General features: G+C 37.2%; 20 protein-coding genes. 3 read left to right on the forward strand and 17 right to left on the reverse strand.

What is annotated here, in order from left to right; genetic code table 11:
- Window positions 1–9 precede the first annotated feature (9 nt).
- The 17 genes from B0I22_RS06240 to B0I22_RS06325 form a co-directional block, all read right to left on the reverse strand.
- The gene (locus tag B0I22_RS06240) at window positions 10–576 is read right to left on the reverse strand and encodes a hypothetical protein (protein WP_133943772.1); all 567 of its coding nucleotides are present in this window, start codon (window positions 574–576) and stop codon (window positions 10–12) included.
- A gap of 45 nt (window positions 577–621) precedes the next feature.
- Window positions 622–2,001 (reverse strand): nucleoside permease, encoded by a 1,380-nt coding sequence (locus tag B0I22_RS06245; protein WP_133943773.1) that lies wholly within the window; start codon window positions 1,999–2,001, stop codon window positions 622–624.
- Window positions 2,002–2,025: 24 nt separating this feature from the next.
- Window positions 2,026–2,631: a bifunctional nuclease family protein gene (locus tag B0I22_RS06250; protein ID WP_133943774.1), complete on the reverse strand. Its 606-nt coding sequence runs from the start codon at window positions 2,629–2,631 to the stop codon at window positions 2,026–2,028.
- A gap of 303 nt (window positions 2,632–2,934) precedes the next feature.
- Window positions 2,935–3,882, reverse strand: a complete 948-nt coding sequence (locus tag B0I22_RS06255; RefSeq protein ID WP_133943775.1) for an electron transfer flavoprotein subunit alpha/FixB family protein — start codon at window positions 3,880–3,882, stop codon at window positions 2,935–2,937.
- A 25-nt stretch (window positions 3,883–3,907) separates the two neighbouring features.
- Window positions 3,908–4,654, reverse strand: a complete 747-nt coding sequence (locus tag B0I22_RS06260; protein ID WP_133943776.1) for an electron transfer flavoprotein subunit beta/FixA family protein — start codon at window positions 4,652–4,654, stop codon at window positions 3,908–3,910.
- Window positions 4,655–4,873: 219 nt separating this feature from the next.
- Window positions 4,874–5,944 carry a T9SS type A sorting domain-containing protein gene (locus B0I22_RS06265; protein WP_133943777.1) on the reverse strand — a complete coding sequence of 357 codons (1,071 nt, stop codon included), beginning with the start codon at window positions 5,942–5,944 and terminating at the stop codon, window positions 4,874–4,876.
- Between the two features lie 75 nt (window positions 5,945–6,019).
- Entirely contained in the window at window positions 6,020–6,721 is a 702-nt protein-coding gene (locus B0I22_RS06270) for an SDR family oxidoreductase (protein WP_133943778.1), read from the reverse strand.
- Window positions 6,722–6,774: 53 nt separating this feature from the next.
- Entirely contained in the window at window positions 6,775–8,157 is a 1,383-nt protein-coding gene (locus B0I22_RS06275) for a dipeptidase (RefSeq protein ID WP_133943779.1), read from the reverse strand.
- Between the two features lie 137 nt (window positions 8,158–8,294).
- The gene (locus tag B0I22_RS06280) at window positions 8,295–8,546 is read right to left on the reverse strand and encodes a hypothetical protein (protein WP_133943780.1); all 252 of its coding nucleotides are present in this window, start codon (window positions 8,544–8,546) and stop codon (window positions 8,295–8,297) included.
- Window positions 8,547–8,949: 403 nt separating this feature from the next.
- Window positions 8,950–9,627 (reverse strand): ATP-dependent Clp endopeptidase proteolytic subunit ClpP, encoded by a 678-nt coding sequence (gene clpP, locus B0I22_RS06285; RefSeq protein ID WP_133943781.1) that lies wholly within the window; start codon window positions 9,625–9,627, stop codon window positions 8,950–8,952.
- A 77-nt stretch (window positions 9,628–9,704) separates the two neighbouring features.
- Window positions 9,705–9,998, reverse strand: a complete 294-nt coding sequence (locus B0I22_RS06290; protein ID WP_133943782.1) for a type II toxin-antitoxin system RelE/ParE family toxin — start codon at window positions 9,996–9,998, stop codon at window positions 9,705–9,707.
- Window positions 9,995–10,210: a hypothetical protein gene (locus B0I22_RS06295; protein WP_133943783.1), complete on the reverse strand. Its 216-nt coding sequence runs from the start codon at window positions 10,208–10,210 to the stop codon at window positions 9,995–9,997. Before B0I22_RS06295 ends, B0I22_RS06290 begins: the two co-directional genes overlap by 4 nt.
- Before the next feature lie 53 nt (window positions 10,211–10,263).
- A complete protein-coding gene (dnaG, locus tag B0I22_RS06300) occupies window positions 10,264–12,189 on the reverse strand; it encodes a DNA primase (protein WP_133943784.1) in 1,926 nt (641 codons plus the stop codon).
- An 83-nt stretch (window positions 12,190–12,272) separates the two neighbouring features.
- The gene (locus B0I22_RS06305; protein WP_133943785.1) at window positions 12,273–12,779 is read right to left on the reverse strand and encodes a hypothetical protein; all 507 of its coding nucleotides are present in this window, start codon (window positions 12,777–12,779) and stop codon (window positions 12,273–12,275) included.
- A gap of 12 nt (window positions 12,780–12,791) precedes the next feature.
- Window positions 12,792–15,209: a DUF11 domain-containing protein gene (locus B0I22_RS06310; RefSeq protein WP_133943786.1), complete on the reverse strand. Its 2,418-nt coding sequence runs from the start codon at window positions 15,207–15,209 to the stop codon at window positions 12,792–12,794.
- A 4-nt stretch (window positions 15,210–15,213) separates the two neighbouring features.
- Window positions 15,214–16,404, reverse strand: a complete 1,191-nt coding sequence (locus B0I22_RS16105; protein ID WP_166668184.1) for a DUF11 domain-containing protein — start codon at window positions 16,402–16,404, stop codon at window positions 15,214–15,216.
- 75 nt (window positions 16,405–16,479) lie between these two features.
- Window positions 16,480–17,136: a hypothetical protein gene (locus B0I22_RS06325; RefSeq protein ID WP_133943787.1), complete on the reverse strand. Its 657-nt coding sequence runs from the start codon at window positions 17,134–17,136 to the stop codon at window positions 16,480–16,482.
- A 182-nt stretch (window positions 17,137–17,318) separates the two neighbouring features.
- Between B0I22_RS06325 and tsaE the strand changes: the two genes are divergently transcribed.
- The 3 genes from tsaE to B0I22_RS06340 are packed head-to-tail and all read left to right on the forward strand — an operon-like array spanning window position 17,319 to window position 19,362.
- Complete coding sequence (gene tsaE / locus B0I22_RS06330) at window positions 17,319–17,726, forward strand: tRNA (adenosine(37)-N6)-threonylcarbamoyltransferase complex ATPase subunit type 1 TsaE (protein ID WP_133943788.1); 408 nt, start codon at window positions 17,319–17,321, stop codon at window positions 17,724–17,726.
- Between the two features lie 58 nt (window positions 17,727–17,784).
- Window positions 17,785–18,981, forward strand: a complete 1,197-nt coding sequence (locus tag B0I22_RS06335) for an alanine dehydrogenase (protein ID WP_133943789.1) — start codon at window positions 17,785–17,787, stop codon at window positions 18,979–18,981.
- Between the two features lie 9 nt (window positions 18,982–18,990).
- On the forward strand, window positions 18,991–19,362 hold the full coding sequence (locus tag B0I22_RS06340; protein ID WP_133943790.1) for a hypothetical protein: 372 nt from the start codon (window positions 18,991–18,993) through the stop codon (window positions 19,360–19,362).
- Window positions 19,363–19,412: the final 50 nt, after the last annotated feature.

Here is a 19,412-nt window from a genome sequence, read left to right on the forward strand (position 1 = left end):
TTTCTATTTTTATAATCCCACTTCTATCTTGAAGGAAGAATTGATTTTCATTTTCATTTGATCCAAAACTGCTTCTGAGCCTTGAACTTCTAGAATAAAACTCGCTTGGTTGGATTTCAAATATTCTAGTAATTCCACTTCAGAATTGGGTGTGAAATTGAGAATATCGGCATTCGTATTGTTATTAACTACCGCCACCACTTGTTCAGGCAAATTGGGTGCTTTAAGAATCAATTTGGCGTTTTTTACTTTATCCAGCTTCGCTCCACCGGTTGATGACACATAATCTATACTGAATTTTTCCAGCTTTGCTGATTTCAGATTATTGATTGATAATGATGGAAATTTTTCTTTAATCTTTGCATCCAAATCCAAATTCAAAGGAATTTCTGGCGTTCTCAAAAACTCTGTAGAAAGTACGTACGGAATCTCAACCTCCGTAGTTACGGGAATAGAAAACGGAACAGGCACAGAAATATCATCGATGATATCTTCCACTTTGCTACAACTATTTGTAAAACTTCCAGCTGCGAAAAGGGCAGAAACCACAACTAGATTTGTTACTAATTTTCTCATAATTTTTATTTTCTTAGAGTTAAGATAAAAATATGCCAATCGTTATTAATGATTTATATTTTCAACATCTGCAACTGAATGTTTATGTCTGAAAAACAATCCAAACAAAATTGCAATGACTAAAGAATATAACGCAAAATAAAGCCAAATCTGTTGCCAGTCTTTTACAAAAACCAAATTAGACAATGTTCCGTCTGGTTTAACCGCAGAGTTGAAAGAATTTTTCAAAATACCTAAGAAGGTTTCGTTGTCTGGCGTCGTTTGCAGATAATTGGATAATTCTGAAACCGTACTGAATTTGATGGTAAAAAATTTATCAATCGCCCAACCCGCAACGTAACTTCCTAAAACAGCTCCAAAGCCATTGGTCATCATCATAAAAAGACCTTGAGCAGAAGAACGAATCTTTTTATCCGTCGTAGTTTCTACGAATAACGATCCTGAAATATTGAAAAAATCAAATGCCATTCCGTAAACAACGCAAGACAAAATAATCATCCAAAGTCCATTCACGGGATCTCCATAAGCAAACAATCCAAAACGCAAAACCCATGCAAACATGCTAATAAGCATTACTTTTTTGATTCCAAATTTTCTTAGAAAAAATGGAATAGCAAGAATAAAGAGCGTTTCAGAAATTTGAGAAATCGACATAATAATCGTCGATTTTTCAACTACGAAGGAATTAGTATGGTTCGGAAAATGGGCAAATTCGCTCAAGAAAACATCGCCGTAAGCATTGGTCAACTGCAAAGCTGCACCCAATAGCATCGAGAACAAAAAGAACAAAGCCATCTTGAAATTTCCGAATAGTTTGAAGGCATTCAGTCCCAATTGCTCGGAAAGAGGCGCGCTTTTATCAATCAATTTCTGAGGCGGACATTTAGGCAAAGTCAATGCGTACAAACCTAATAAGATCGCAACTGCACCAGCAATATAAAATTGCCCTTCTGTGGCTTTGTTTCCGGTAAGATTCGTAATCCACATAGCTGCGATAAATCCTATGGTTCCCCAAACTCTGATGGGCGGAAAATCCTTCACGACATCCAAATGGCTGTTTTTCAATATCGTATAAGAAATTGAATTGGTAAGTGCAATCGTTGGCATATAAAAACACATTGCCAATAACATAATATAAAAGAAGGAGTCCGGCGTCTCGGAATGTGGCAAAATGAAGAGCACAACTCCGTAAAAAATCTGTAAAACAGAATAAATTCTTTCCGCATTTACCCATCTGTCGGCAATGATTCCGGTGATTGTTGGCATAAAGATAGAGGCAATCCCCATCGTTCCAAAAACGGCTCCAAATTGTGCGCCGTCCCAATGTTTGGTTCCAAACCAGAAATTTGCCATTGTTATAAGCCAAGCTCCCCAAACGAAAAATTGCAGAAAGCTAAGTATTGTCAGTCGTAATTTTAGACTCATTATCGTAAATGATATTTGTATTGGTTATTCTATTTTTTTATTTCTTCTTTTGATTTCCTCTTGTAATCTAAGCGCAGTATCAAAATCTTCTTCTTTCACGGCATCAGCGAGCAAAGTATTTAGTTCCTCGGAAGTGAGTCCGGAGAGATCGTTGACATCCGAAACATTTTCGAAATCAGTTTCATCTTCTTCGCTTTTCGGAGCCTCATCCAATTCCAAAAGAATCCCGGCTTCATTTAAAACATCAGAAGTTGTGAAAATAGGTGCATCAAATCTTACCGCCATTGCAACAGCATCGGAAGTTCTTGCATCCAGAATCAATTCTTCGTCTGACAAAGGATTTTTGAAATTAATATTCGAAAAGAAAACGCCATCTTTGATCTGATAAATAATCACAGATTCTATCTGAAAGTTGGCATTTTTCACAAACTGTGTGAAAAGATCGTGCGTGAGTGGACGAGGTGGATTGATGTCTTTTTCTAATCCTAAAGAAATGGATTGCGCTTCAAAATTCCCAATAACAACAGGCAATTTGACCGATGTTTCTTCATGTTCCAATAGCAGCGCATAGGCCCCAGACTGGGTTTGGCTGTATGAGATTCCTCGTATGATTAATTTTTTATAATCCATTTAGCAAATATAAAATTTTTTGTTAATTTTCATTAAGAAATTGTAGATTTTTACGTGCTTTTAATTCTATTAATGTAGAAAGTTGAATGCAAAATTTAATTAATACAAAATACTGGAACATAACCAAATACAAGACAGTACATTGGATTACTAATCCTTGTAGCCCGACATAAGTTGACACTTAGAGAATCTCTTCGTGACAAAGCGGGAACGCAGAATGGAAATAACTGCCCTAAAAATGAGAATATTTAGACAAAAAAACCTGAGCCAATGACTCAGGTTTTGATTTTTATCTTAAATTGATTAAGCCTTCAAAGCTTTGATTTTCTCTGTCAATGCCGGAATAATCTGGAAAGCATCACCTACAACTCCATAGTCCGCAGATTTGAAGAAAGGTGCTTCTGGATCATTATTGATAACCACAATGGTCTTAGAACTATTAACTCCCGCCAAGTGCTGAATTGCGCCGGAAATCCCAACCGCAACGTAAAGATTTGGAGAAATAGCCTTCCCCGTTTGCCCAACGTGCTCGTTGTGACCTCTCCATCCGATGTCAGAAACTGGTTTGGAACAAGCCGTGGCAGCGCCCAAGACGTTAGCCAAATCCTCAATCATTCCCCAATTTTCAGGACCTTTCAAACCTCTGCCTGCAGAAACTACAACTTCTGCTTCCTTAAGGTCTAATTTTCCTGAAGATTGCTCGTGGTTGATCACTTTTGTGTCTTCGTTTGCAATGCTCAGTTCTTTAATTTCTTCAGAACCTGAAGCTGGATTTTCTTTCACACCAAAAGCGTTCTGAGAAACAGTGATAATCACACCTGCAGCATCAGCTTTTGCGTGCATAAAACCTTTGCCAGAGAACGCTCTTCTCTTCACTTGGAAAGGCGAAGTGCTTGCTGGCGCTTCTATTACATTCGTAATCAAAGAATAATTTTTGATTACGGATAACATCGGCGCAACAGAAGATGCATCTGTAGTGTGAGGAAAAATGATGATATTTCCGTCAAATAGTTGATTTACCGCCTCTGCGTAAGCTTTGGAACTGAAGTTCTTAAGACCTGCATCTTTTACATTGATGACTTTGTCTGCCCCATATTTGTAAAGTAAATCTGAAGAATCTGTAGGATTGATCGAAATTGCTGTCACTGAATCTCCCGTTTTTGTTGCAATTGCCTTTGCATAAGAAACGGCTTCAAAAGCTGCTTTTTTATAAATTCCGTTTATATTTTCTGCGTATACGAATACTGCCATTTTGTTTGATTTAAAAGATTAATAATTAAATTACTTTTGCTTCTTCGTGAAGTAATCTTACCAACTCGTCCAAGTTGTCTGCTGAAACCAATTTTACAGCCGCTCTTGGCGCAACACTGTCAAAAGAAACAGCTTCAACTTTTACTTCAGAATTTGAAGGTTCTACTACATTTAGAGCTTTTGTTCTGGCAGACATAATTCCTCTCATATTTGGGATAATCAAATCTTTTTCGTCAACCAAACCTTTTTGTCCCGCAACAACGGCTGGTAATTTTACAGAAATCGTTTCTTTCCCACCTTCTATTTCTCTCACGGCAGTCGCTTCGGAACCATTCACTTCTAAACCAACACTCGCATTCACGAAAGGAATGTTAAGCAATTGCGCTACCATTCCCGGAACCGCTCCTCCGTTGTAATCTATGGATTCTTTACCCATTAGGATTAATTCGTAACCCCCATCTTGCGCTACTTTTGCAATTTCCTTAGCTACTGAGAAGCTATCTTTAGCTTCCGCATTTACTCTTACTGCATCATTTGCTCCGATTGCCAAAGCTTTTCTAATAACAGCTTCTGTACCTGCATCGCCAACATTAATGACTGTTACAGTGGCACCTTGAGATTCTTGCAATTTTACAGCTTTTGTTAAAGCAAATTCATCTAATGGATTAATGACCCATTGGATTCCGTTTTTGTCAAAGGCAGATTTATCTGCTGTGAAATTTATTTTACTTGTAGTGTCTGGCACACTACTGATACAAACTAATATTTTCATCGTATTATTGATATATTTTGTTATATGAACTTCGCTAATTTATAGAAAAAATACTATGCATGCATAATTTATTGTTATTTATTAAATAATATTTTTAAAACCTTTACTGATAATATATTTCGAGTGAAACATATAAGAAATGATAGCAAAATTCATTAACAGCAAAAACAAAAAAAGCACCTAAAAAGGTGCTTTATATTAATTAAAAATAAATTTTAATTATTTTTTGATGAATTTCTGAGTAGAAGATCCTTCTGCAGTTTGGATTTTTACAACGTAAGATCCTACTGCCAAATTTCTAACATCAATTTGGTTATTCAAAACTTGAACGCTTACAGCCTTACCTGCCATATCATAAACTTGAACAGATTCTACTTTAGATTTTGTGTCAAATTTCAAGAAATCTGAAGTTGGATTTGGATAAACAGAAACAGAAGCTTTTGTCGCAACAATATCTCCCACTGCAAGTAACTCTACTCCATCTCTAGCTTCAATTTTCACAGAGCCTAAATAAGTTGTAGCCGCTACAGTTCCTCCTGTCAAACCAGCATTTGTAAATCCTATTTCTGAAATCTCTGCATTAGCTAAAGCGGCAGGAATAAAGTCATCTACAATAGTCGTTCCAGTTGCAGGATTAATAACTTTCATAAAAACTTCTCCAGTATTATAATCCCAAGCAACACCAATTTTCAACCAAGTGTTAGCTGGAAGTTTTTCCGTATAAGAGTATGAATAATTTCCGTTAGTATATTCATTTCCAATTGGACAAAGTCCAGCAATAACATTACATGGATTAGAATAACCAGAAATATACAAGGTTAAATCTTTATGATCCATACCAAAACCCGCCAAAGCAACTACTTGCGCTGGATTAGTTGGATTAGGAGTTAAGATTCTATACTGAGATCTGTTAGTTGAAGCCGCGTTTGCAGCTCCTGTATAAAAATCAAATTCTGCTTGTATAACATCATTAAATTCAGTTCTATTTACCCAAGCAGACTCAAATGATTCCTTTAAGAAAAACTTAGTACCTGTTGCTGCATCGGGACCTAAAATAGTAGCAACTTTTCTTCCCATCATATCAACAATTTGGAAGTTGCTAATATTACGATTTGGAATTGCAGCAGAAGCTGATACTTGCCATCCGCCTTGACCTTCGGCAGGATAAAAATCTGGAGCGATATTTCCTACAGTAAAGTTTGCACTATTGAAGTTATCATCTGTGAAAACTTGTGCGCTTGTTAAAATGCTAGTTAAAGCAATACTAGACAAAAGTAAAATTTTTCTCATAATAAATAAATTTTTAAATATTTATTCAAAAGTAACAAAACAATTCAAATAAACCAAATTTTCTTTTCGATATTTTTACTTTTTTACTTGACTTGCTCGGAATTCGATTTTACTTGGTAGTACGCGCGGATTCATATTTAACATATCCTGTACAAGATTTCCCATATCTTCTGGCTGGATTTTCCAGTTATCTTTTTCCGACGGAATATTACCATTGAAATGCGTTGCAACAGAACCTGGCATTATCGTCGAAACTTTGATGTTATATTTTCTAAGGTCAATCATCGCAGCTTGTGTGAAACCTACAACTCCAAACTTCGAGGCATTGTAGCCGGCTCCATTTTCAAAAAAATTGGTTCCGGCAAGACTTGCGATGGTGATGTAGTAACCTTGTGATTTTTTCAATTGATCCACTGACGCTTTTAAAGTGTAGAAACACCCAGTGAGATTTGTTTCCTGCATTGCGTTCCAATCTTCAATACTCAATTGATCTACTGGTTTGAAGATCCCTAAACCTGCATTGGCAATGACAACATCCAGTCTTTCGTATTTTTCTAAAATTTTGGAAACTGCACTTTCCTCATCTTCATAATTCCGAACATCTGATGTAAACCCGAAAATACTTTCTGAAACTTTCTTAAGCTCCAAAACAGCTTTGTCAACATCGTCTTGATTTCTCCCGCTGATGGCAACTTTGTGACCATTTTTCAATAATACTTCTGCGATTCCGAAACCAATGCCTTTGCTTCCGCCGGTGATATAAATAACTTTTGACATAATTTTAATTTTTAATATTAATAAAAAAGACAGCCTAAACTGTCTTTTATTTTTTATCCTTTTGCATAGAACTCAAAGAAATATGGGATACTTTCTATTCCTTTGTAATAGTTGTAAAGTCCGTAATGTTCGTTTGGTGAATGTATCGCATCCGAGTCCAAACCGAATCCCATTAATACAGATTTCGCGCCAAGAACTTTCTCGAACAATGACGTGATTGGAATACTTCCACCACTTCTATAAGGCAAAACCTCTTTTCCAAACGCTTTTTCCATTGCTTTTTTTGCGGCTAGGAATTCTTTGGTATCGCTTTCCAAAACATACGGCATTCCACCATGGTGTGGCGTCACTTTTACCTTCACGCTTTTCGGAGCGATTTTTTCAAAATGTTTGGTGAATTTTTCCGTGATTTCTTCCGGCGTTTGATTTGGCACCAATCTCATTGATATTTTAGCAAAAGCTTTTGATGCAATCACCGTTTTTGCACCTTCGCCAGTGTAACCGCCCCAAATTCCGTTGACATCGAGAGTTGGTCTGATAGAAGCTCTTTCCAAAGTTGTGTAACCTTCCTCTCCTTGAATATCATTAAGATTAATTGATTTCTTGTAAGCTTCTGGGTCGTCTTTCAGTTTGTTCATTTCTTTTCTGTCTTCATCGGAAACCACTAGAACATTGTCATAGAAACCATCGATTGTGATGTGTCCTTTGTCATCAATTAATTCTCCAATCATTTTTGATAAAACATTGATTGGATTTGGAACTGCACCACCGTAAAGCCCAGAATGCAAGTCACGGTTTGGACCTTCTACTTCAACCTCAACATAGCTTAAACCTCGTAAACCTGTTGTAACAGTCGGTTGCTCATTAGAATAAATATGTGTGTCGGAAATCAAGATTACATCACAGCTTAATTTCTCTTTGTTATTTTCAAGGAAATCTGCCAAACTTGCTGAACCAACTTCTTCTTCCCCTTCAATCAAAAACTTGACATTACAAGGTAAAGAATCCGTTTTCATCATTGCTTCGAAAGCTTTGACGTGCATAAAGAATTGACCTTTGTCATCTGCAGAACCTCTTGCGAAAATCGCGCCTTCTGGATGAAGCTCAGTGGTTTTCACAATTGGCTCGAATGGATCACTTGTCCATAATTCCAAAGGATCGGCTGGCTGAACATCGTAATGTCCGTAAACCAAAACCGTTGGTAAATTTGTGTCAATGATTTTCTCTCCGAAAACGATTGGATAGCCTTTGGTTTCAAGAATTTCTACATTGTCTGCTCCGGCAACTTTTAGATGTCTTGCCACCTCATCGGCACATTTCAAGACTTCTGATTTGTAGGCTGGATCTGCGCTGATGGAAGCGATTCTAAGGATGTCGAAAAGTTCGTCCAAGAAACGTTGTTTGTTTTCCTGGATGTATGTTTGCGTGTTGCTCATTATAAATGATAAATGATGGTTGATAAATGATTTAGAACTTCGTCAAAGATTTGAAACTTTGACTAAGTTGGTTCGTAAAAATAAAAAATGTCCTGCAAACGCAAGACATTTTTTATTATAATATTTTTATAAAATTCTTAGTGATGTACTGCCGGAGCTTCAGTTGCTGGCTTCACCTCAGGCGATACTGTTTTTGCAGAATCTGCAACCACGTGAGAAACAGCTTTTGTAGAATCTGCCTTTGGCTTGAAAGTCCCCTTTGGCGCATTTGCATCGTCATATCTTACCACATCGTCTGTTTTTACCAAACGTGCTTTGTTCCCTCCTGCAGGAAGGTCACAAGAAATAACTAAAAGAGCAGAAGCCAATAATATCACTGATTTTTTCATATGTATATATTTATTTACAATAGGTCATATGCAATCGCCATCTTGAACTATTACCTTTTTTAGTCAGGTTTTGACATATGGCGATGTCATTTTTTATAATTTAATGTGTCAAAAGTAGTGAAATTGAGATTTTCTGCAAAATGTTTTTTTGTAAAATGTAGATTGTACAATGTATTATGTAATAAGTCTAATTAATTTGTCTCGATTTTGTTATAAAATCTTAAATCGGAGAAGAAATGTTTCTATTTTGCGAAGCGCAGCCCGGCTTGAGCGGAAATCCTTTTTTGCTTTGACTTCTGGTTCTATTGATTAAAAAAATGTCGAGCAAAAAAGATTGGGAGCGGAAGACGGATTAAGCTGCCCAAATAAAAAACCTGACTCAGATGAATCAGGTTTTTGGGTTTTATTTTTTTCTTTCTAGAACTTCGTCTACCATTCCGTATTCTTTGGCTTCGGTAGAGGTCATCCAGTAATCTCTGTCTGAGGCTTTTTCCACCCATTCGTAGGTTTGCCCGGAGTGGTCGGAAATGATGTCATAAAGTTCTTTTTTCAACTTCAACATCTCTCTTAGGTTGATTTCCATATCGGAAGCTACACCTTGTGCGCCACCGCTCGGTTGGTGAATCATCACTCTGGAGTGTTTCAATGCTGAACGTTTTCCTTTTTCACCTGCTACCAAAAGAACAGCTCCCATTGATGCTGCGATTCCGGTACAGATAGTTGCCACATCTGGCTTGATGATTTGCATAGTGTCATAGATTCCCAATCCTGCGTAAACGCTTCCACCAGGGGAATTGATGTAAATCTGAATGTCTTTTGTGGAGTCTGAACTTTCCAAAAATAACAACTGCGCTGTCACGATATTCGCAACTTGATCGTCGATGCCTGTTCCTAGGAAAATGATCCTGTCCATCATCAATCGGGAGAAAACGTCCATTTGTGCAACGTTCATTCTACGCTCCTCCATAATGTACGGCGTAAGGTTGGTTGGGTTGAACATTCCCATATATTGATCGGTTACCAAACCGTTGTTCCCCAAATGTTTTACTGAGAAATCTCTGAATTCTTTTTTAATGTCCATATTATCTGTGGTTGTTTTTTAAATCTTTTATTGAGTTTGCAATTTCTATTCCTTTGCTAAAGTAGGACTTTCTGTCATTAGAATTTGGGTTTTCGTTTTGAATGGAAAACCGCATCTATATAAATAATCTTTTCTTGCTCAGCAATCCAATAAATTATTAAGAAGGGAAAACGTATCAAAGGAATCCTTCGTAAATCAGCCTTATCTTCATGTTTTTCAAAAAGTAAAGGATTATTTTCTATTAGATTTAAGTAATATTCGATTTCCTCGATGAATTCGTGACCTAATCCATTTTTTTTCTCTTCATACCAAGAAAAGGAATCTTCTAATTCTTGCGAAGCTGGCTTTAAGAAGACTATTTTATAATTCAATTTAAAAGTCTTTTTTTAAGATCTACCCAATTTTCGGTTTCAATTTTTCCTGCTTCGAAATCCTCTTTTCTCTTCATCGCTATTTTCCATTGATTTTCAGAAACTTCAGTCTCACCAATTAAAAGTTTTGCAACTTCATTTTTTTCTTTTGGATCGAGTTTTTTTATGATTGCCAAAAGCTCATCGAATGGAAGATTAATAGATATTTGCATTTTTAATTTTTATCAAATTTAATAAAATTATTAAAATTTCTTAGGACTTTCTGTCACAAAATACGAAATAATTCGCTGTCTAATTTATTCTTTAATTGTGTAAGAAGGATAATCTGTTGATAGATTGGCGTACTGTCTTCCTCATCATTTAGGGAATTTTTAAAATCATTAATGAGTTTAACAACATATTCCCGCTTATGTCGCAGAACAATATCTGAAACCAATTTCGGAACGACTTCTTCCTCGGAACTGAAATAGATGTTGAACTTGTTCCAATTGCTGGTTTGATAATTTTCTATGAGCGCATTCGCTAATTTTCCGGAAACTTCCTCATCCATAAAATTGAAGAAAAAACCACCTGATCTTATTTCGTTTTGGAGAATGCCTTCTTTGATCTCGGAAACGATTTTTTTATGAATGTCCAGCTGAATTTCGCATTCGTCTTCTTCCAAGTGATTCAGAATTTCTTCTATAACTGTGATTTTATAATCGTTACCTTCCGCGTCTTTTCTTTCTAAAACAAAATCGCCATATTTCAACATTAGATCAACTAATTTCTCTTCCTGAAGCAATAATGGATTGACAGTAAATTCAGTTTGCTGAACGATTTCTAATTTCGGAGCCGATTTTTTATCTTCAAATCTAGGTTTTGCTTCCTGCTGTTGTGTGACATTGGTCTGAATCTGAAGCTCATTAAACAAACTTTGCTCGCTGAGACCAAATTTATTCGAAACTTCTTTCAGATAAACTTCACGCTTCAACGCATTTTGAACAAACGAAACAGATTTTACAATATCACGGATGGATTCTGCTTTCCTAATAGGATCATTCCCAGCATCTTTGAGCAAAATCTCCGCTTTGAAATCGATGAAATCTTTCGCTTCTTTGTCGATGAAATTCTCAACGTATTCTTGTGGATGTTTTCTCGCAAAAGAATCTGGATCATCACCATCTGGAAACAATAAAACACGAATATTCATTCCTTCCGAAAGCAACATATCGATGCTTCGGAAACTGGCTTTGATTCCTGCATTGTCGCCATCGAAAAGGATGGTTACGTTTTCTGTGAGGCGTTTTATTAATTTAATTTGTTCCGTTGTCAAAGAGGTTCCTGAACTTGCGACCACGTTTTCAATTCCTGATTGATGAAGCGAAACCACATCCATATAACCTTCTACCAAAAGACAGAGATTCTTTCTGGAAATGGCTTGCTTACCTTGATTTAAACCATAAAGAACATTTGACTTGTGGTAAATTTCGGTTTCTGGAGAATTGAGATATTTTGCCGTTTTGACATTATTCTTGAGAATCCTTGCTCCAAATCCTAAAACTCGACCTGAGAAACTGTGAATTGGAAAAACGACACGATCACGAAATCTATCAATTCCCGAAGGTGTATTTTCTGGGAAAATCGAAAGTCCGGATTTCTCTAATATTTCTTTGGAATAGGATTTTTCAAGAGCAAATTCTGTAAAAGCATTTTTCTTTTCCGGAGAATAACCGAGTTGAAATTTTTTGATAATATCATCCCGAAGTTCTCTTTCTTTGAAGTAAGAATAAGCAATCATTTGACCTTCCTCCGATTCCCAAAGCTGATGTTGGAAAAAATCGTTGGCAATCTCGTGAATCTTGTACAAAATATCACGCTCGGTCTGCGCCTGGATCTGCTCTTCGGAGTATTCTTTTACATCTTCCTTGATTTCAATCCCGTACTTTTTCGCAGCGTGGCGAAGTGCTTCCGGATAAGTGAAATTTTCGATTTCCATCAAGAAAGAAATCGCAGTTCCACCTTTGCCAGTGGAGAAATCTTTCCAAATCTGCTTGCTTGGAGAAACAACAAAACTCGGCGATTTTTCCTCGTGAAAAGGACTCAAACCTTTGAAGTTGGAGCCTGCTCTTTTCAGCTGGACATATTCGCCAATGATTTCTTCTACTCGAATGGTTGAAAAAATCTGGTCTATGGTTTCTTTTGTAATCACGATGTAAATTTAGAATATTTTAAATCTGTAAACAAAAAAATCCCCGAATTGGGGATTTTTTATCAATTATATAATCTTCGAAATTATTTCCAAAAGTTCCAGTACGCACCATCAAAAAAAGCAACAGTGTTACTGTCTGTATCATAACACATCATCCCTGGATATGGACTTTTCACAGTCAGATGTGGTTGATTTATTTTAGGCAAAGTAAGTGCAAGGCTAGACGACTCCAAGACCAAAACACCTGTGGCTGGTGATGTGGGAGCACCAATGATAACGCCATTTCCTACATCAAGACTTGGATTATTAATGATTGCTGCAGTACTGCCATTTCCCTCCGTAAGGGGAAGCCAAGCATTTTTTTGGAAAGTGTAAATGCGGGCATCATTTCTATTAAAAATAAATGTTCCGTTGGTTGGACTCACTGGAAATCCTGAGGTTGCAGGTAGAATAATACCTTGTGTCATATTGGTTCCAAAGTCCAAGATAGAAGAACCTTGAACAGCTGGCTTACCGATAGAAACCTGCGCCTGGAAAAAGCCCGCGGATAGTAATAATATAAGTTGTCTTATTATTTTAAAATTTTTCATTTCGAATCGTTTTTAATCGTTACAAGATTGAACCAGACAATGCCAAGTGGTTCCATTATAAATTTTCACACAGTCGTCTGCTCCCGGATCATAAATCAACATTCCTAAGACAGGATTCGTAATATTAGAAGGAGAAGTTCTGGTGATTACAAAACCTTTGCTCGCAGATTCTAAAGCAATAAAACCGTTTGGAATAGAATCTGGCCAATTAGCAGATTTGGACTCGTGTGTTGTAATTCCAACTTTCGTAAAGCTGTCTGCAACTTGTACCGACGGTGACTTTCTACATTTACAATTTTGAATCAAAACGTTCACTTTTGCAGAAGCCGGACTATAGCAATTACCTATCGAATCATAATAAAAAGCATAATAACTTCCCGAGGTTTTAATAAATGTATTAGAAACGGGAGAACCGGTATGATTTGGATTATCGAACCATACTAAAGTAGATCCAGCAGGTGCAATACCGTAATGTATATTATTAAGCTCCAATCCGTTTGGTGAGGGGATATCAATGTTTGCCACCGGGCAAATATTCGTTACTGTAATTTCCGTCGGAGTTGCCGGCGGCGTTACTTTCATATAAGCAGCATTGTTGTTGTAATTGGTTTCAAAATTTACCGTTCTGATTTTCGCAATATTTGTGTAATTGGTACTGGCTTCTACTTTCGCTGTGATAGTGATTGTTCTATTGGTTCCTGTAACCAAATTGCCAATATTCCAATTGGGGTACGAAAAAGTAGTTCCCGTTGGAGGAGCAGCTGACACAAAGGAGAAACCGGATGGCAAAAGATCATTCACAACAACCGAAGTTGCAGTTGAACCAGCCACATTATTACTTGCTACAAGTGTAAAAACAACATTGTTACCAATAGTTGGCGTAGCATTATTTACAGTTTTTGTAAGGGAAAGATCTGCACAAAGAAGACTGGATGTTCCAGTAATTGTCTGAAAATATAAATATCCCCAAGTATTGATGGTACGTGCATTCCCAAAATAAGTCTGATAAGTAGTTCCTGTTCCTGATGTCCAAATATGAGACGGAGACGGCGTTCCTATCGTCGAATTATTAGTTCCAGCTGGTGTACTGTTACCATTTGTACTTCCTGTATTAAATGCGGATAAGCCAGAGTCATCCCAAAACAAATTAGAAACCTGCATCCCAGCAGGAGCAATTGTAGAAACCCTTAAACCTCCAGCATTACGTTCTGCATCGAATATCGGAACGTTGAATCTATCTGCAAAGGCAGTAAGTTCGAATGTTAGAATATTAGCCGTTGGAAAAAGCACTCCTACTCCATCTCTTCCATCCCATTCCATACTGTAATCTCCAGCGGATAAGTTATAGAAATACAATATTCTATCTGTGTTTCCTGTACCTTTTATAATGATTCTATAATCACCAAATTCCTCTGTTTTGAAATTGATGTTGTATGGCGCTGTATTACAAGCATTGACTGGTGTAATAATTGATGCTGCAAAAGATGGAGGTGGACCTTCTACTGCTCCGTAAGTAAACAATGCAGGATCGGGCGCATTAAGAAAAACATTAAAACCTCCCGGAAGTGATGGTGTGACTCCCGTTGTACTATTCACAGATCGTCTATCTGTAGCAAAATTATTGGTATCTGTAATACCATAGTTATTGACACCAACCGTGTAAGCTAATGGCTGAATATCAGGGAGATCCAGCTTTAAAACATTATTGGTATTTGTATAGACATAGAATCCCGGCGCTCCAATTGAACTAATATCAGTAAAGTATTGTGCCGGATTTGAGGTATTTGGTGTAGTTGTTACCAAGCCCCATTTGGTTGCAAAGACCCTTCCCGATCTGAAACTTCCCGTAGCTGTAGCCACTGTAAAGTCAAACAATGGAGAAACCGCACTTGTATTATTCACAGCAGAACTTGAACTCGACCCTCTCCAATATTGAATCACAAAGGTATCATTCTTGGTGGGTGTAAACTGAAGTGGCGAGTATCCGCTGGGATTGGTTCCCGCAATATTTGGACCAGCAACCGCCTGAGCATAGGTATTAATTTGTCCTGCAGATCCTGATGCTCTTGGCAACAATGTTGGACCAGCTACTACCACTCCATCAGAATCTAATATTCGGTAATACATATATTCACTTTGCGTGGAATAATTCAAAACCTGGTCTGCTGCACTTGCATTTCCGTAATTGGTCCAGCTAAATCCAAAATAAAATCTTTCTGTATTGAAATTAGAAATTACAAAATTGATGTTATTATCATCTGGCGCATTAAAATAAGAACCATAATTACTAGATGGATTATAATACAAACCTGATAATCTATTGGTTTGTGGAGAGACCTGCTTAGTTCCTTCCTGCGCTTTCAGTAAACTTGAAAATATTAGCAGTAAACCCAATATCCATTTATTCATAAAAAATATATTTTTCTTCATTTTATTATTGTTTTACTTGTGGTGCTGTAGCTCCTCCTTTACAAACTGTTACTGTTGCAGTCGCAGTATTATTAGCCGGGACGTTATCCGGCATTGTATCTGAACTAATGGTCGCTGTATTATTATAAACTCCAGTGGGATTTACAACTGCTGTTATTGTCAATGTGGCATTAGAATTGGCTGGTAAATTACCAATCTCCCAAACACCATTTGACTGGTTATATCCTGCTTGGTTTGCTGAAATAAAAGTATAACCCGTTGGTAAGACATCTGTTAAAACAACATTGGAAGCCGCCAAAGTAAGGTTGTTATTTCTTGCAACAATGGTAAATGTAACCACATCACTTGCAAATGGATTAGCATTTGAAACCGATTTTGTAACACTAAGGTCAATACTGGTAATCACATAATTCACAATAACTCTTCCGTTGGCTCCATTTCCTCCACTCTTGGTAGAATTTCCATTACTGGATCCTCTACCACCGCCACCACTTCCTGGCACGTTACCAGATCCCGCAGTTGCAGCAGCGCCGGTTCCACGTGTTCCACCAATTCCACCAACTGCACCTGGATTAAATCCCGTAGAAGTACTACCAGCAGTTCCTCCAGCACCACCAGCACCATTGTTACTAGCGCCGTTACCTCCGTTACCTCCAGCTGAACCAGCTCCGGCTGAACCGCCGCCGCCGCCGCCAGCTCCTGATGTATTAGCAACGCCTCCACTTCCTCCACCAAATCTAGTTGATCCAGCGGTTGGCAAACCAGAGGCAGCTGTTCCTCCAGTTCCTGCGGTATTACCATTTCCACCTTGCCCTCCAGAAGCTTGAACCATCACAGTGCTACCTGACAAAAAAGCACTTGAACCTCCTGTTCCACCAGGATTATTAGTTCCAGAACCACCTTGTCCTACATTTACTGTATAAGATGTTCCAGCCACAACGGGAGCAACAACATATCTGGTGTAGGCACCGCCGCCACCGCCTGCGCGACCATTACTAGTATTCCCACCAGCACCGCCACCGCCTGCGCCCCAAACTTCAACTGTAATAGAATTTACTCCAAACGGAACAGTAAAGGTTTGCGAATTACCATTGGCATAATTAAAGACTTGTGATCCAGCTGTAGCTTGAGAATAAAACTTCCCATACCCCACAAAAAAGACTGCTACTATAAAAAGTAGATTTATTTTTTTCATAAAAAATATTATTAAAATAAAAAAGACCTCTATGGATAAAAAAATCCATAGACAATTAAATTGAAAATCTGAAAATTAAACCAATGATGGTGGCGGTCTCACAGACCAATCAGAACTGCAATCATGTTGTACTAAAGGATCGCTATTGTAGAAATAAGAATTGAAATGCAGATAGTCTAAAGCTTCGCTCTCCTCTTTGAAAACAGGAATGAGAAAATATTTAGACGAATAAAAATCATTGCTTGGAAAAACAAAAGAATTAGCTACAAATCCTGTAGCGGCAACAAATTCATTTCCTTCATAACTTTTATTAATATAAAGGACGAATTGTTTTTTCGGAAGCTCAGCCGCAACTTCTTGGGCTTCGTTAGCCAGTAACTCTTCTTCGGTAACGAGTGTTTTTTCCGGATTTTGTTTTTCGGATTTTGTAGGAATGTTAGCAGCGATTTTGAGTTGCCCATCTACCAGCGTTTCGACAAGTTCCAGTTGACTCTGTAAGTTTTCACTTTTGCTGATCTGACTATTAAAAGACTCATCTTGAGAATAGATGGTGGCGCCATTTGTTAAAACAATAATCGTTTCTGAATGATTATCGTGTTCAGATGGTAATTGTTGAGCAAAAAAGAAATTTTGGAAAAGAACAAAAAATACGAGAAATACCGGTCTTGATTTTAATAAAAAATCGACATAATAATTTATTTTAGCACACAAACGCATCAAACCCAGTTTCACAGTGCAATATTAGTAAAAATAAAGCCTTATTTAAAACCAAAATGCAAAATTAACACAATCGTAAACTGAATATTATATGACTTCAATCATATTTTTTCATTTTTAACCAAAAATTTGTAAAAAAACTTCTCCGACAGTCAAAAACTCTTCTCCAGATAAATATTAACTTTGCAAAAACAATTATGAAATTTCAAATCACCAATCTGGAAGAATGGAATGTTGTCATTAAACAAATTCTTCCGAAACTCATACATCCTATCTTATTATTAAAAGGTAACCTCGGCGCAGGAAAAACTACTTTTTCCCAATTTTTGTTGAAGGAACTTGGAAGCCAGGACGAAATATCATCTCCAACCTACTCTATCGTGAATGAATACAATACACCAAAAGGAAAAGTATTTCATTTTGATCTCTACAGACTGAAATCTGTGGAAGAAGCTTATGATTTTGGGATTGAGGAATATCTGGAAAACTGTTTCCTCTCCATTATCGAGTGGCCGGAGATCTATATGGATGAGTTGGACGCCTATGATTTCCATCAGATGACGATCACAAACACAGAATCCGGAAGAGAAATCGAATTTAATTAATCCGTCCGAGTAAATTATTTTATCTTTGTTCTTTATTTTCGAATAACGATTCATTTCTATGAGCAGTACATCAACCATATTTACACCTTTTACAGAGGAAGAATTGATCCCAAAAGAGGAAAAACTCGAAGTTGTAAAAAAAGGGAAAACCTTCAGCATTGGTATTCCGAAAGAAACTTGTCTTAATGAAAAGAGAACTTGCATTATCCCAGACGCAGTTCAGATTTTGGTGAATAATGGGCATAAGGTGATTCTGGAAAGTGGCGCCGGACTTGGCTCACATTTTCCGGACATTTTGTACTCAGAAGCTGGCGCAGAGATTACCAACGATCCAAAAGTGGCATTCTCGCAAGATCTTGTTCTGAAAATAAACCCACCAACCGAAGAGGAAATCGAGTTTCTAAGGCCGATGACTTATCTGATTTCAGCTTTGCAAATCAACCTTCGAGACAAAGATTATTTCCTAAAATTAGCTTGCAAAAAAGTCAATGCGATTGCGTTTGAATTCATAATGGATGAGTACAAGCAATTGTCATTGGTCAGATTGATTGGAGAAATCGCTGGAAGTGTTTCCATTCTTTATGCATCCGAATTATTGGCAATGTCCAACGGATTGATGCTTGGTGGAATTACTGGCGTTCGCCCGACGGAAGTTGTCATCATCGGTGCAGGAATCGTGGGCGAATTTGCAACAAAAGCAGCGATTGGTTTGGGAGCAAGTGTCAAGGTTTTTGACAATTCACTTTCAAAACTGAGAAGACTTCATACATTGGTAGATAGTCGTGTTCCAACTTCTGTCATCGATCCAAAAGAATTGACGAAATCACTTAGAAGAGCCGACGTTGTAATCGGCGCTTTGCCAAGACTTAATCTGCCACCAATCATTACAGAAGATATGGTGATGAAGATGAAAAAAGGAAGCGTCATCATCGATATTACAATTGATAACGGAAAAGTTATAGAAACTTCCGAACTTACAACCACGGAAAAACCATTCATCATAAAACACGATGTAATCCACTGTGGACTTCCAAACCTAACTTCCAGAATGCCAAGAACAACGACTAAAGCGGTAAGCAATTTCTTCTTAAGTTATCTTCTCGGTTACGATGAAGAAGGTGGTTTTGAAAATATGCTGATTCACAAAAACGAAATCAAACAATCGCTTTACATGTACAAAGGAAGACATACGAAGCAAATGATCTGCAACAAGTTCGACCTTCCTTATCACGATATCAATCTATTGATTTTCTAAAACTTATTAATGCTAAAAAAACTTAAATTCTATATCATTGGACTGGTTCCGGGATTATTAATTGTATTTGTAATCCTTAATCAAAAAGGTGCCAGCTGCTCCTACTTTCCCAATGACAGAGTCACGGCGGAAACTCTTACAAAAGATTTCACTTATACTCCGACTTTCAAAACAGAAATGGAACTTCATAAAATCACAGAAAAATTCCTGAAAGACAGCATCATCTCGGAAGGAAAAGTAGATTTTGACAAAAGTAATGCACAGGCAAAGCCATGTCCGGAATATCTGATTCTCTACCCGAAAAAAAATCCACATTTTGAAATTAACTATTCCAAATGCAGGGAAAATGCAGAGTTTACAACTTTAAAAAAACTGAGATAATATTTTTTTAGATTAATTTAAATCTAATTTCTAAAATCCAATTTTGAGAC

This window comes from Epilithonimonas xixisoli (assembly GCF_004365655.1).
GTDB lineage: Bacteria > Bacteroidota > Bacteroidia > Flavobacteriales > Weeksellaceae > Epilithonimonas > Epilithonimonas xixisoli.